This is a genomic window from Nonomuraea sp. NPDC004186, from assembly GCF_053603495.1.
This window is the reverse complement of record NZ_JBSGFQ010000088.1, coordinates 43,564-56,946: the sequence shown is the minus strand read 5'-3', so window position 1 is coordinate 56,946 and position 13,383 is coordinate 43,564. Positions and strand designations below refer to the sequence as shown.

The window sequence follows — 13,383 nt, the reverse complement described above, 5'->3', positions numbered from 1 at the left end:
ATTCCGAACCCGGAAGTTAAGCTTCTCTGCGCCGATGGTACTGCACTCGGGAGGGTGTGGGAGAGTAGGTCGCCGCCGGACAATCTTTGAGGGGGGTTCGACGCCTTGTGCGTCGGACCCCCTTTTTTTTTGTGTTCAATGGGTGCCTAGCGTGGCGGCCGCGACCACCAGGAGCATCGTGCCGGAGACGGCCGAGATCCGGCGGGCGGCCTTCGGGGTCCGGGTCAGGGCGTGGCTGGCCCGTGCCGTGGCCAGGGCGAGCAGGCCGTACAGGACGGCGCAGTTCGCGACATGGAGCAGGCCGAGTACGGCGAGTTGAAAGCCCAGAGGGACGCCCGTCTCCGTGGAGATGAACTGGGGCATCAGCGACAGGTAGAGCAGCACTCCCTTCGGGTTGAGCAGGGCCGTGAGCATGCTCTGTCGCAACACCCTGCCCGTGGGCTGCGGGGTCGCGCCCGGGACCGGGGTGGCGGGGTTCCTGAGCGACGCCAGGGTCTTGATCGCCAGGAAGACCAGATATGCGGCGCCGGCGTACCGCATCGCGGGCAATGCGGCGGGGACCGCGCGAAGTGCGGCGGCGAGGCCGGCGGCGGCCAGGACCGTGTGCACGGTGTAGCCCGAGCAGATCCCCGCCACCGCCGTGAGGCCGGTGCGGCGGCCCTGGCCGAGCGAGCGGGCCATGACGTAGAGCATGTCGGGGCCCGGCGTGCAGATCAGCAGCAGGTCCATGCCGAGGAAGAGCACCAGCAGCCGGGTTTCCATGAGAACCACCTCCTTGTGGGACGGTAGTCAAGGAGGGCTGGCACGCGATGGTCTGTTCGTGCTACTTCGGGCGGCGGAGTGGCAGGATATTGCGCTGTGGACAGGATTGACCGCAGGATCCTCCAGGAGCTGCAGCGGGACGGGCGGCTGAGCAACACCGAGCTGGCTGACCGGGTCGGGCTCACACCGTCGCCGTGCCTGCGCCGGGTGCGGCAGTTGGAGGAGTCCGGCGTCATCCGCGGCTACCGGGCGCTGGTCGAAGGGGACGCGGTGGGCCGGGGGTTCCAGGCGTTCGTCACCGTGGTGATGAGGTATGAGGATCACGACACGGTGGCGGAGTTCGAGCGGCTGGTGGCGGGGATGCCGGAGGTGGTGGAGGCGCACCGGCTGTTCGGCGATCCGGACTTCCTGCTGCGGGTGGCGGTGGCGGATCTGGCGGCGTACGAGCGCTTCTACTCCGAGACCCTCTCCGGGCTGCCGGGGGTGGCGCAGGTGACGTCGCACCTTGCAATGAAGGCCGTGAAACCGGACATGGGTCTGCCGGTGGACGCTTAAGATCCGACCGCATGTCACGCGTCCACGCCCGCACGGCGCATATCGGTGGCTACCCGGCGGATGTCAGCGCCTGCACGTTGCCCGTCCATGCCCGCACGTCGCGCGTTCACGCCCGCACGTCGCGCGTCCACGTGCGCACGGCGCATGTTGGCGTCTGCGCGGCGGATGTCAGCGCCCGCACGTCGCGCCTCCACGTCGCGCCTCCACGTCCGCACAGCGGATGTCAGTGCCCGCACGGCGAATGTCGACGCTCGCACAGCGCACATCGACGCTCGCATAGCACACGTCGATGCCGCGCATGGCGTCATGGTCGTCGCGCGGCTGTGTACCTCTCAAGCGAGGGGCATGGCGTCGCGTAGAGCGTTCAGAGCACGGTGGCGTTGTGTCTGATTCCCGTTCAAGGCGTCAGAGCGCGTCGGTGTAGGCCTTGGCGAGGCGTTCCATGACGCTTGGGCCGTTCCGTTCCGGCGGCGGGGCGCCGAGGTGGATGGTCCGGAGCTCGGCCATGAACTCGTTCCACAGCTCCGGTCCGCCGGCCGCGAGCAGTTCCGCTCGCACCCGCAGCCGCTTCGTGGTCGGGCGGTGGCGCAGCCCCCACTCGCCGAGCTGCGCGAAGATCGGGACCAGCTGGATGGACGCCTCGGTCAGGCTGTAGGCGGCCCGCCGTCCGGGCCCCGCGTCCTCGCGGGTCAGCAGGCCCGCGTTCACCAGGCGCTTCAGCCGGTCGGCCAGGATGTTGGAGGCGATCCCCTCCTCGGAGCCGGCGAGCAACTCCCGGAAGTAGCGCCGGCTCCCGAACATCACGTCCCGCAGCACGAGCAGGCTCCAGCTGTCACCGAACGCCTCGACCGCGGCATTGATCGGACAACCAGAACGCGCCGACTCCGCCAACTCACACCTCACCTCCGAACTGGTTGCAATCTACCACCAGTTGGCCTAGCGTGAGATTACCGGTTGCAAATCGCAAGCAGATGCAGGAGGCAACGAATGAGCGACACCGAGCCGCAGACCGCGGGCGGAAAGGTGCTCTGGCACTTCACGATGTCGCTGGACGGGTTCGTGGCGGGGCCGAACCACGAGATGGGCTGGATGGCCGGGACCTCGTTCCGGCCGGGCCTGGTCGATGAGTACGTCGAGACCACGGGTGCCGTGCTGGGCGGTCGAGACGGCTGGGACCATTACCCGGATCCCAGCGGCATCTACGGTGGCGCCTGGAAGGGGCCCCTCTTCGTGCTCACCCATCACCCGGAGGACGCGACGCCCACCGACGGAGTCACGTTCCTGAGCTGCGACCCGGCCGAGGCGGTGCGGATCGGTCTGGAGGCGGCCGGGGGCAAGAACCTCGAGGTGTTCTCGCCGACCATCGGCCGTCAGCTGCTCGAACTGGGGCTGATCGACGAGATCGACCTGCACATCGCGCCGGTCCTGCTGGGTGAGGGCATCCGGCTGTACGACAACCCCGGTGCCGAGCCGATCCGCCTCCACCGGCTCGGTGAAGCCGACCCCGCGTCGGTCGTGAACGTCCGCTACCGGCCCGCCGCAACGGCGAAGACGAGCTCGCCTCGGCCGTGAACGTGCGCTGCCGGCCAGACGCAACGGCGAAGGCCCTCGAGCAGGTGGGCACGGCCGTGCCTCATCGGTGGAGGTGATCTCGCGTCGGGTCGTGAAGGTCCGTTTCCGGCCCGCTGCAGCGGCGAAGGTGCCCACGTGGGCGGGCGCGGCCGTGCCTCGCCGGTGGAGGTGACGTCGCGTCGGGTCGTGAACGTGCGTTATCGGCCGGCCGCAGCGGCGAAGGTGCCCGGGTAGGTGGGGTGCAGCCGTGCACCAGGGGCTGGTGGCACGGCTGCGGTTCGTTCGGGCCTGGTGTGTTACTTGGGCAGGACCAGGAGGGCGTCGCCGACGCCGCGCTCCACGCCGTCCGAGGGCCGGTTGATCAGCTTGTTGCCGACCACCATGGCCGTCGAGCCGCCCCCGTCCAGGTTGATGGCCTGCGTGGCACCCAGCCACCGCATGAACTGGGCGGCCTCGAGGAAGTTCGCCCCCACGGTCACGCCCGGGTTTCGGCCGTCGATGGTGGCGATGATGAGGCTGCCGTTCCTCGTGGTGCCGAGGAGGGTGCGCGGGTGGCGGCGCAGGATCATGTTGACGGAGTCGTGGCCGTCCTGCTTGGCGGTGATCTTCACCTTGCCGTTCCGCACGAGGCCGACGCTGCCCGCGATCACGTTGAGGTCCGGGGTCAGCGCGAGCGCCTTGTCGGTACGCAGGTCCACGACCTTGGTGTCGACCTTGACCGTCCAGTCCTGGAAGGCGTGCTCGTTGAGCCAGTCGGCGGCCAGGCCGTTGCCGTGCAGCACCCGCGTCCCGGCGGCCACTGCGGCGCCCGACTCGCGCAGGCCGACGACCTTGCCGTTGGCGTCGAGGACGGCGTCGGTCCCGCCGGTGGGCGTCTTGGCGCCCCACTCCTCGGTGTACAGCACCAGCTCGTCCGTCGTGACGGCCCGGTTGACGCCGTTGATCTCGGTCTTCTGGCCGTCCTGGGAGGTGGCGGTGACGGTGGTCTTCAGCTCGGTGATCTTGGCCGTACGACCCTTGAGCACGACGGCCGAGCGACCGGGGACGGCCTCGCTGAGCAGCTTGCCCTTGACCACGGACGCGCCGACGGGCTCGCCGCGCAGGGCCTTGTCGGTGTGGATGTTGAAGAAGCCGCCGTTGACGCCGACCAGCGCGTTCTGGGCCTTGGCGATCGACGAGACGGTCTCCCGCTTGGCCACGCTGGTGCCGAGCGAGGCCGCGAACGAGCCGCCGAACGCCCCGGCGTCGATCATCACGACTTTGACGTCCCAGGGACCGGTGGTCTTGAGCCCGTCGTCGCCGAGGTAGTCGACCTTGACCTTCAGCCCCGCTTCCTTGAGCTTCTTGGCGGTCTCCTCGGCCTTCTTCTTGTCGTCGAGGGACCAGAGGCCGACCCGGACCATGTACACGGTCTGGGAGGCGGCGTCGGCGACGCTCGGCCGTACCACCTTCTGCACGCTGGGGGTCTCGCCGGCGGCCTCCACTTCGGCGGCCTTGGCGTCGGCGGTCGTCTGCATTCCGTAGTCGCGGCCGCTCGGCATCAACACGGTCACCGTGTAGCCGTCGGTCGCCGAGCCGGCCTTCACGTCGTACATGTCGATGCCCTGCGCGACGGCGGTCATCGTCTTGGTCGGCACGGGCCTGCTGCCCAGCGGGAACTTGGCCGACGGGAACCGCACCGACGCCTGCTCCGCCGCGGCGGGCAGGGTGGTGAGGGAGAGCGCGGCGGCTATGGCCAGGCCACCGGCGAGGGTGCGTCGAGACATGAATTCTCCAGAGGGCGGAAAAGGGACCGCACCATACTGGCGAGATCATGGTCGCCAGGGCAGGCGAACACGCGAAACGGTAAAAGAGGTTACGAGATTGACACCGCAAACGGATACACTTCGCGTATGACACGCATCAGCATGTGGTGGCGGCCGACAGACGGCCGCTGATTTCCTCATGCACGGGCCGTCTTCGAGACGGCCCTCCAAGCGTGCGGTCCTCTCCGAGACGGCGTGACCTGAAAGAGAGAGACCGAAATGAACGACGTCGTACTCACCGGTGACCGTCCGACCGGATCGCTGCATCTGGGCCATTACTTCGGCTCGCTGGCCAACCGCGTCGCGTTGCAGGACAAGTTCCCGATGTACGTGCTGATCGCCGACTACCAGGTGATCACCGATCGCGATCTACCCGGCGCGATCCAACGCAACATCACCGAGCTGCTGCTCGACTATCTGGCGGTGGGCATCGACCCGGCCAAGGTGACGATCTTCCAGCACAGCGCCGTCCCCGAGCTGAACCAGCTGCTGCTGCCCTTCCTGAGCCTGGTGTCGGTCTCCGAGCTGCACCGCAACCCCACGGTCAAGGACGAGATCGCGCACAGCTCGCAGCGGGCGGTCAGCGGCCTGATGTTCACCTATCCGGTGCACCAGGCGGCCGACATCCTGTTCTGCAAGGGCACGCTGGTGCCCGTGGGCAAGGACCAGCTCCCGCACGTGGAGGTGACGCGGCTGGTGGCGCGCCGCTTCAACGAGCGCTACGGCGAGGTGTTCCCGGAGCCCGAGGCCATGATGGGCGAACGGCCGATGCTGCAGGGGCTCGACGGCGGCAAGATGAGCAAGAGCCGCGGCAACGCCATCGCCCTGTCGGCCACCGAGGACGAGACGGCCGCCCTCATCCGCAAGGCCCGCACCGACTCCGAGCGGCTGATCACCTTCGACGAGACGCACCGGCCCGAGGTGGCGAACCTCCTCACCCTGGCCGGCCTCTGCCTCGGCCGCTCGCCGCAGGACATCGCGGAGGAGATCGGGGACGGGGGCGCGTCCGCGCTCAAGAGGCTGGCCACCGAGGCGGTCAACGAGTTCCTGCGGCCGATCAGGAAGCGCCGCGCCGAGCACACCGAGGAGGAGGTGCGGCAGATCCTGACCGCGGGGAACGCGGCGGCGAGAGAGCGGGCGATCATGACACTGGACGAGGTACGGGCGGCGATGGGCTTCTAGCGGGGTTCGCGGCGGCGGGCGGTGGCGGGTGGCGGCGGGTGCTCAGCGCGGCCGGTGGGTGGGGAGTGAGGCCAGGGCCAGTTCGGTGGGGACGGAGCGGAGGGGGCGGCGGTGCCGGGGTGCGCGGAAGCCCGCGGCCCGCAGCAGCTCCGACATCTCCCGGAAGCCGCGCACCCTGCCGCCGGCCGTGACCAGGTAGTTCAGGTCCAGCAGGTGCAGCAGGGCGCGGCTGGCCCGGCCGGGCATGACGCTGTCCCCGAACTGGTCGCCCACCACGACCGTCCCGCCGGGATTGAGGGCCGCGGCCACCCGCCCCAGGAGAGTGGCGGCCTGCGCGTCCTCCAGCCCGTGGACGACGTTGAACAGCAGCGCGATGTCGTACCCGTCACCCAGGTCGCCGTCCAGGAACGACCCGGCACGCACGCTCAGCCGGGGATGGGCGGCGGTGGCCTGGAGCGCCTGCGGCAGGTCCAGCACAGTGGCGTGGAGCCGGGGGTGCCGCCGCAGCAGCTCCAGGCTGAACCGGCCGTGGCCGCCGCCCACGTCCAGCACCCGCCGGGCGGCGCGCGGCACCGGGACGGCCCTGGCCATCGCCGGAGCCTGCCGCCCGGCCAGCGCCGCCGTCCACGCCTGGAACGACCGGGACAGCTCGGGATCGCCTTCCAGCAGCTCGTAGAAGGGCGTGGCGGGCGCCCCGTCGCGCACCGCCTTCTCCAACCGGGGCCAGATGACGCACGCCGTGCGTTCCCAGAACTCCAGCCCTGCCACCAGGGACTGTGGCGAGTCCGTCGTGAACCACAGTCGTGAGGCGCGGGTCAGGCGGTAGCGGCCGCCGCGGACCCGCAGGTAGCCGAGCCCGGCCAGGGAGCGTAACAGCATGTCCGAGGAGCGGGCGTCCAGGCCGAGCGTGGCGGCGAGCTCGGCGCCGGTGGACGGCCGCTCGCGCAGGGCGTCGAAGACGCCCGTCCTGGCCGCCGCGACGAGCGCGTGCAGGCCCAGGACGCCGAAGTAGTCGAGCATCGGAGGCACGATCGACAGCCGGTGCGCCGCGGCCTCCACGGCGTTGAAGAAGAGGGGCACGAATGCGACGCTAGGCGCCCGGGGCGGTCAGCGGGGTTCGCGGCGGAAGGACTCCAGGGCCAGGAGCGCGACGTGGAGTGACATGCAGGACTCGACGTCGTCCAGATCGGTGTCGAGGACGCGTTCGAGGCGGCGCAGGCGGTCGTAGAAGGCGGGCCTTGACAGGTGGGCCTTCTGCGCGGCGACCGCTTTGTTGCGCCCCGCGTCGAGGTAGATGCGCAGGATCCGGGTCAGGTCGCCGCCCCGCTGGGCGTCGTGCGCCAGCAGCGGCCCCAGCTCCCGCTCCGCGAACGTCTGCAGCCGGGCGTCGTCGCGCAGCAGGTGCAGCAGCCCCCGCAGGCGCAGGTCGGGCAGCCGGTAGAAGGCGCGCCCGTCCGGCTGGCGGACGGCCACGTCTGCCACCTGCTCGGCCTCCAGGAAGCTGCGCCGTACGTCCCTGATGGACTCCACGACCGAGCCCGCCGCCAGCACGAACGCGAGCCCGCCCGGCCGCCACAGCACGCGCAGCCGCTCGGCGAGCGCGGTCAGCGCGGGCTCGGCCTGCGTGCGGGGCGGGAGGGGCAGCAGGACCCCGACGCGTTCCTGGTCGAGGGCGCCGACGAGGGCGGGCAGGCGGGCGTCGCGGCAGGCGGCGGCGGTGGCCTCGGCCAGCTCGCCGAGCTGGGCCTGGCCGTCGAGTGCCTGGTCGGCCGGCTCGGTGGGCCTGATGACCACGCTGATCAGCTTGCGTCCCGTGAGGGGCACGCCGACGGCCCTGGCGCGGGCGGCGGCCTCGTCGGGGTCGGCGTAGGCGTGGGTCAGGATGCCGGTGATGATCGTGCCGTGTGCCTGGCGTTCGAGGGACTCCTGGTGGCGTTCGAGCAGGCGGCCCAGGGCGAGCGTGGTGGCGGCGCGCTCGGCCAGCACCATGTCGCGCGGCGTCGGCGCCGAGTCGCAGATCAGGATCAGCCGGCCCCAGTCCTGCCCGCGCGCCCCCACCGTGGTGACCACCCATCCGGACGCGGCGTCGTACGCGGTCCGCTCGGCCGGGGCCACGCCCCTGGACCTGGCCTCCCAGCCGGCCAGCAGCGCGCCCGCGTCGCGCCCGGCGGACTCGCAGGCCAGCACCTGGTGGGCGAGGTTCTCCAGCAGCACGGGCCGGTTGGACAGCCTGGCCACCTGCGCCAGCACCTCGGCGGGCGAGGCGCCCTCGACCGACAGCTCGGTGAAGACCTCGTGAAGTTGCTCGGAGGCGCGCAGCTCCTCCAGCTGGATGTCGATGATCCGCGCGTGCACGGACTCGGTGATCTGCACGAACGGCGTCTCGCGGGCCAGCACGATGAGCGGCAGCCCGTGCTCCTCGGCCTTCTTGACCACGGCGGGCGGCAGCTCCTTGACGAACCTGCGGCCCAGCTCGACGATCAGCCCCGAGGCGCCCACGGAGGCGAGGTCGCCGATGTAGTCGGCGAGCTTCTCCGGGTCTTCGGGCAGCGCCACGCCCGTGGTGAGCACCAGCTCCCCGCCGCGCAGCAGGTGGGCGAGGTCGGCGATCTCGCCGACGTGCACCCACCGGACCCTGGTGTCGAGCCGGTCGGCGCCCGCGACCACGCGCGGGCTGCCCCGGCGTACGGTCTCCAGTGCGAGGACATCGGCGATGGTGGGCAACACGGGGCAGAGCCTAGCCGATCGTTCTGTAAGAACGGCCATGCTCCCATTTACGCTTTGTCACGCGCTGAGGTCCTCCTCCCGGTACTCCTGGCGAGGTTCCCGCACCCGCAGCTCGACCCGGCGGATCTTGCCGGAGATCGTCTTGGGCAGCTCGGCGAATTCCAGCCGCCGCACCCGCTTGTAGGGCGCCAGTTCTCTGCGGCAGTGCTCGAAGATCGAGCGAGCGGTCGCCTCGTCCGGCTCGAACCCGGGCGCGAGCGTCACATAGGCCTTCGGTACGGCCAGGCGTACCGGATCGGGGGCGGGCACCACGGCGGCCTCGGCCACGGCGGCGTGCTCCAGCAGCACGCTCTCCAGCTCGAACGGCGAGATGCGGTAGTCGGAGGCCTTGAAGACGTCGTCGGTCCGGCCGACGTAGGTGATGTAGCCGTCCTCGTCGCGGGTGGCGACGTCGCCGGTGTGGTAGAAACCGCCGCGCATCGCATCACTCAGTCCACCGACATATCCGGACATGAGGCCCATGGGGCGGCGGGCGTCCAGCGGCAGGCAGATCTCGCCGTCGTCCCCGGGCCTGCCGCTGACGGGGTCGATCAGCACGACGTCGTAGCCGGGCAGCGGACGCCCCATCGATCCGGGCTTGACCGGCTCGTCCGGCGCGTTCCCGATCTGCGCGGTGGTCTCGGTCTGGCCGTAGCCGTCCCGGATCGTGATGCCCCACGCCTTGGCGACCTGGTCGATGATCTCCGGGTTGAGCGGTTCGCCGGCGGCCACGGCCGTGCGCAGCGGCAACCGCCACCCGGCGAGATCCTCCTGGATGAGCATCCGCCACACCGTCGGCGGCGCGCAGAACGTGGTGACCCGCTCGTCCCGCAGCACCTCCAGCAGCGCGGGCGCGGAGAAGCGGTGGTAGTCGTGGATCAGCACGGTGGCGCCCGCGTTCCAGGGGGCGAAGACGTTGCTCCAGGCGTGCTTGGCCCATCCGGGCGAGGAGACGTTGAGGTGCATGTCGCCCGGCTTCAGCCCGATCCAGAACATCGTCGACAGGTGCCCGGCCGGATAGGACGCGTGCGTGTGCTCGACCAGCTTCGGCTGCGAGGTCGTGCCGGAGGTGAAGTAGAGCAGCAGCGTGTCGTCGGCTCGCGTCGGCGCGTCGGGGACGAAGAGCGGGTCCTCCTCGTACGCCTCGTGGTACGGCAGCCAGTTGTAGGCGTCGCCGACGGCGATCTTCGTGTATTCGCCGGCCCCGAACTTGCCCGCGTCGGCGGCGTTGGCGATCACATGGGCGACGCCGCCCCTGACGATGCGCTCCGAGATGTCCTTGGCGGTCAGCAGCGTCGTTGCCGGGATGATGACCGCGCCCAGCTTCATCGCGGCCAGCAGCGACTCCCACAGCTCGGCCTGGTTGCCCAGCATGAGCAGGACCCGGTCGCCCCGGCGCACGCCCTGGAGGTGCAGCCAGTTGGCGACCTGGCCGGAGCGGGCGGACAGCTCGGCGAAGGTGTAGCGGGCGGTGCTCGCTCCCACGATCTTGAGAGCGACGGCGTCGGGGGTCTCGGCGGCCAGCACCCCGTCGAACCAGTCGAGCGCCCAGTTGAACTCCTCGAGCTCCGGCCAGCGGAAGTCGCGGCGGGCGGTGGCGGCGTCGGCGTGGAGGAGGAAATCGCGGGCGGCACGGAAATCGCTCATGCCGGGATCCTGCTACGTCGGCAGCCGCCGCTCAAGGCCGTCGAGCACCGACATGAGCCCGAAGTCGAAGGCCACCTGGCGGAGGGTCTGGGGATCGTCGTAGGCGGTCATGTCCATGCGCTCCAGCATGTCCGGATAGTCCTTGACCGCCCTGGTGACCATCTCCTTCATCTCGGCGGGGTCGTACTCGTGCTCGCCCATGGCGGAGTTCCAGGCGACCTCGGGGATGGTCATGCCGTAGATGTAGGCGGTGAGTGTGCTGCCGGCGTAGTCGACGTCCATCCCCGCGAACCCGGCCAGCTTGAACATCCGGCGCATCCGGTCGGCGACCTGGATGGCGTTGGGGCCGAGCGCGGGCATGCGGCCGAGGAGGTCGGCCGACCACGGGTGGCGCAGGATCACGGAGCGCATGCTGTAGGCCAGTGCCGAGGCCGCGTCGCGCCAGCCGACGTCCTCCGGCTCGGGCATGCTCATCTCGCCCCACACCTGGTCGTAGACCAGCTCCAGGAGCTCGTCCTTGTGGGCGACGTACCAATAGATGCTGGTGGCGCCCGCGCTCAGCTTGGCGCCCAGCTTGCGCATGCTGAGCCCGTCGAGGCCCTCCGCGTCGAGGATCTCGATCGCGGCGCGGACGATCTCGTCACGGCTGCGCCCCGGGCTCGCGGTCTTGCGCGGCTCGCGAAGCCATACGGAGGCGAACTGCTTGCCGGTCATCCTCCAAGGATAAATCCACTCGCACACTGTACGAGGGTTGTCGTAATCCGCTTCGCGTTATTGCGATGGACTGCTGTACGCAGTCCATCGTACGCTGTGCGAGTGGACTCGAACACTGTACGAGACCCCCGCCGCTGGTGGATTCTCGTCGTACTCTGCTTGGCGCTTCTGGTGCTTGTCGTCGACAACACCGTTCTCAACCTCGCCATCCCCTCGCTGAACGAGGAAATGGGCGCGACGCCGTCGGACATCCAATGGATCATCGACGCGTACGTGCTGGCCTACGCCGGTCTGCTGCTCACCTCGGGCAGCCTGTCCGACAAGTACGGCCGCCGCCTGTTCCTGATCGTCGGCCTGGCCTTCTTCGGCGGCGCGTCGCTGCTGGCCGTGCTCGTCACCGAGCCCTGGCAGCTCATCGCCGCCCGCGCGCTGATGGGCATCGGCGGATCGCTGGTCATGCCCTCCACCCTGTCGATCCTGATGACCGTCTTCGACGAGACGGAGCGGCGCAAGGCGATGGCCTCCTGGAGCGCGGTGGCCCTGGTCGGCATGGTGTCGGGCCCCACCCTGGGCGGCCTCATGCTGCAGCACTACTGGTGGGGCTCGGTCTTCCTGGTGAACATCCCCATCGCGGCGATCGCCATCGTGGCGGCCGTCGTGCTCATGCCCGAGAGCCGCAGCAGCGGGCGGAAGATCGACCCGGTGGGCGTGGTGCTGTCGACGGTCGGCCTGACGGCGGCCGTGTACGTCATCATCGAGCGCGAGTGGAACGTGATCGGCATCGCGATCGCGGTCCTCGCCCTCGGCGGCTTCGTGGTCTGGGAGCGCAAGCAGGCACAGCCGATGCTGCCCCTGCACCTGTTCGCCAACCGCAACTTCAGCGGCGCGTCGTTCTCGATCCTGCTGATGGCCTTCGGCGCGGGCGCCGTGATGCTCATGCTGACCCAGTACCTGCAGTTCGTGCTGGGCTACAAGGAGATGCAGGCCGGTCTGGCCATGCTCCCCTACGGCGTGGCCGCCGCGATCTTCAACGGCGTGGGCGCCGGCCTGGGCAAGAAGGCCAGCAACCGGGTGCTGATCGGGACCGGCCTGCTGGTGATGGCCGGCGGGTTCGTCGTCATGGCCACGACCACCGGATACCTCCCGCTCCTGACCGGGCTGGTGATCATGGGCATCGGCGGCGGGCTGGCCGGGCCGTCCGCGTACTCCTCGCTCATGAGCGCCATCCCCATGGAGCACGCCGGCGTCGGGTCGGCGCTCAACGACACCGTCCAGCAGGTCGGCATGGCGATGAGCATCGCGGTCCTGGGCAGCGTGCTGGCCGGGCAGTACACCTCGCAGATGCCGGCCGGCCTGCCCGCCGCCGCCAGGGAGTCGATCGGCGGCGCGCATCTGTCGGGCTTCGCCGAGGCCGGCAACCAGGCGTTCACGTCGGCCATGCACCTGGGCTCGTGGGTCGGGGCCGCGTTCTGCGTGGCCGCAGCGCTGCTCGCCGTGGGTGTGCTGCGCCCGGCCGCGGCAGCCCCGGAACCAGTGAAGGTTTAGCGGACACGGGGCTCGCGCATGCTCTCCAGGCTGTCGAGCTTGTGGGTGCGCTCGTCGTGGCCGATCTGCCGGAGCAGGTCGGCCACCGAGCGGTAGCGGCCGTACTCGGCGGCGTACGTGCCGGGGTCGGGCACGAAGTCCAGCTCAGGGTTCTCGGCCACGAACGTCATGTACTCGTGCTCGGCGTGGTCCTCGAACTCCGCGTTCAGCCGGTAACTCCAGTCCGGCCTGACCAGGAACAGCACCCAGGACACGTGGTAGTAGAAGAACGCGATCAGCCAGGGGGCGGCCCGGTGCAGCAGCCAGGTCTGCCGCTGCCCGGTGCGCTGCACCAGGTCCTGCAGGATCAGCAGGTGCCACTGCTCGTTGTCCTGGTCGGCGCGGGCCTCCACGATCCGCTCGAAGATCCGTCTGGCCAGGGCCGAGCGGCCCCGATGGTGGTGCACGGCCCAGTAGCCCATCCGCTCCCACGCCTGGTACGGCACGCGGGCGATGATCTCCAGCATGGCGAACTTCGTGTACGAGCCCTGCTTGCCGTACATGATGTCCACGGGCTTGAACATCATCTTGGCCAGCAGGCTGTACTTCATGCGCGGGGTGTCCAGCGTGTCCTGCTGGGCCCGGCGGAGCTGCTCGCGGTCGAGCTTGGGCGGGCCGGCGGGCGCCTCGGGGCGGTGGTCGACGGTGACGGTCATCTCGATGTCTCCTTCGTTCTCGGGATGATCCGATGGTGGCCGACTCCTGTGGCCCCGGTCGTCGCCCGCCAGTGGTCATTCGCGGTGCCTCCGGCGGCGTAGTGGCCGCGTGCCGCGTACATCGCCAGGCGGACGGGACA

Annotated in this window: 12 protein-coding genes and 1 rRNA gene; 5 read left to right on the top strand and 8 right to left on the bottom strand. The window is 70.1% G+C overall.

Going from position 1 to position 13,383, the window contains the following annotated elements; translation table 11 throughout:
• Positions 1–81, top strand: a 5S ribosomal RNA gene (gene rrf, locus ACWEPL_RS47095); the annotation flags it as partial.
• Between the two features lie 54 nt (positions 82–135).
• Here the strand turns inward: rrf and ACWEPL_RS47090 are convergent.
• On the bottom strand, positions 136–762 hold the full coding sequence (locus ACWEPL_RS47090; protein WP_397367476.1) for a LysE family translocator: 627 nt from the start codon (positions 760–762) through the stop codon (positions 136–138).
• A gap of 96 nt (positions 763–858) precedes the next feature.
• Between ACWEPL_RS47090 and ACWEPL_RS47085 the strand changes: the two genes are divergently transcribed.
• On the top strand, positions 859–1,317 hold the full coding sequence (locus ACWEPL_RS47085; protein ID WP_397367477.1) for an Lrp/AsnC family transcriptional regulator: 459 nt from the start codon (positions 859–861) through the stop codon (positions 1,315–1,317).
• A 405-nt stretch (positions 1,318–1,722) separates the two neighbouring features.
• Here ACWEPL_RS47085 and ACWEPL_RS47080 read toward each other — a convergent pair whose 3' ends face one another.
• On the bottom strand, positions 1,723–2,208 hold the full coding sequence (locus tag ACWEPL_RS47080) for a winged helix-turn-helix transcriptional regulator (protein ID WP_452440099.1): 486 nt from the start codon (positions 2,206–2,208) through the stop codon (positions 1,723–1,725).
• A 96-nt stretch (positions 2,209–2,304) separates the two neighbouring features.
• Between ACWEPL_RS47080 and ACWEPL_RS47075 the strand changes: the two genes are divergently transcribed.
• Entirely contained in the window at positions 2,305–2,889 is a 585-nt protein-coding gene (locus tag ACWEPL_RS47075) for a dihydrofolate reductase family protein (protein WP_452440098.1), read from the top strand.
• 296 nt (positions 2,890–3,185) lie between these two features.
• On the opposite strand, the gene ACWEPL_RS47070 is transcribed toward ACWEPL_RS47075, so the two are convergent.
• Complete coding sequence (locus tag ACWEPL_RS47070; RefSeq protein ID WP_452440097.1) at positions 3,186–4,655, bottom strand: phosphodiester glycosidase family protein; 1,470 nt, start codon at positions 4,653–4,655, stop codon at positions 3,186–3,188.
• 258 nt (positions 4,656–4,913) lie between these two features.
• Between ACWEPL_RS47070 and trpS the strand changes: the two genes are divergently transcribed.
• Entirely contained in the window at positions 4,914–5,876 is a 963-nt protein-coding gene (gene trpS / locus ACWEPL_RS47065) for a tryptophan--tRNA ligase (protein WP_363984881.1), read from the top strand.
• 42 nt (positions 5,877–5,918) lie between these two features.
• Here the strand turns inward: trpS and ACWEPL_RS47060 are convergent, their stop codons facing one another.
• From ACWEPL_RS47060 to ACWEPL_RS47045, 4 genes are read right to left on the bottom strand one after another with little or no spacing between them, the layout of a single operon-like run.
• A complete protein-coding gene (locus ACWEPL_RS47060; protein WP_452440096.1) occupies positions 5,919–6,956 on the bottom strand; it encodes a methyltransferase in 1,038 nt (345 codons plus the stop codon).
• A 27-nt stretch (positions 6,957–6,983) separates the two neighbouring features.
• Positions 6,984–8,603 carry a PucR family transcriptional regulator gene (locus ACWEPL_RS47055; protein ID WP_363984877.1) on the bottom strand — a complete coding sequence of 540 codons (1,620 nt, stop codon included), beginning with the start codon at positions 8,601–8,603 and terminating at the stop codon, positions 6,984–6,986.
• Between the two features lie 57 nt (positions 8,604–8,660).
• The gene (locus tag ACWEPL_RS47050) at positions 8,661–10,289 is read right to left on the bottom strand and encodes an AMP-binding protein (protein WP_452440095.1); all 1,629 of its coding nucleotides are present in this window, start codon (positions 10,287–10,289) and stop codon (positions 8,661–8,663) included.
• Between the two features lie 12 nt (positions 10,290–10,301).
• Entirely contained in the window at positions 10,302–11,003 is a 702-nt protein-coding gene (locus ACWEPL_RS47045; protein ID WP_363984873.1) for a TetR/AcrR family transcriptional regulator, read from the bottom strand.
• A gap of 159 nt (positions 11,004–11,162) precedes the next feature.
• On the opposite strand from ACWEPL_RS47045, the gene ACWEPL_RS47040 reads away from it, so the two are divergent.
• The gene (locus ACWEPL_RS47040; RefSeq protein WP_363984871.1) at positions 11,163–12,548 is read left to right on the top strand and encodes an MFS transporter; all 1,386 of its coding nucleotides are present in this window, start codon (positions 11,163–11,165) and stop codon (positions 12,546–12,548) included.
• On the opposite strand, the gene ACWEPL_RS47035 is transcribed toward ACWEPL_RS47040, so the two are convergent.
• Entirely contained in the window at positions 12,545–13,243 is a 699-nt protein-coding gene (locus tag ACWEPL_RS47035) for an alternative oxidase (protein ID WP_350724376.1), read from the bottom strand. The genes ACWEPL_RS47040 and ACWEPL_RS47035 overlap by 4 nt on opposite strands.
• Between the last annotated feature and the right edge of the window lie 140 nt (positions 13,244–13,383).

Coding starts and splice junctions, on each gene's coding strand:
- ACWEPL_RS47090 (WP_397367476.1), bottom strand. CDS start 762: ATGGAAACCCGGCTGCTGGTGCTCTTCCTCGGCATGGACCTGCTGCTG.
- ACWEPL_RS47045 (WP_363984873.1), bottom strand. CDS start 11,003: ATGACCGGCAAGCAGTTCGCCTCCGTATGGCTTCGCGAGCCGCGCAAG.
- ACWEPL_RS47035 (WP_350724376.1), bottom strand. CDS start 13,243: ATGACCGTCACCGTCGACCACCGCCCCGAGGCGCCCGCCGGCCCGCCC.
- ACWEPL_RS47050 (WP_452440095.1), bottom strand. CDS start 10,289: ATGAGCGATTTCCGTGCCGCCCGCGATTTCCTCCTCCACGCCGACGCC.
- ACWEPL_RS47075 (WP_452440098.1), top strand. CDS start 2,305: ATGAGCGACACCGAGCCGCAGACCGCGGGCGGAAAGGTGCTCTGGCAC.
- ACWEPL_RS47070 (WP_452440097.1), bottom strand. CDS start 4,655: ATGTCTCGACGCACCCTCGCCGGTGGCCTGGCCATAGCCGCCGCGCTC.
- trpS (WP_363984881.1), top strand. CDS start 4,914: ATGAACGACGTCGTACTCACCGGTGACCGTCCGACCGGATCGCTGCAT.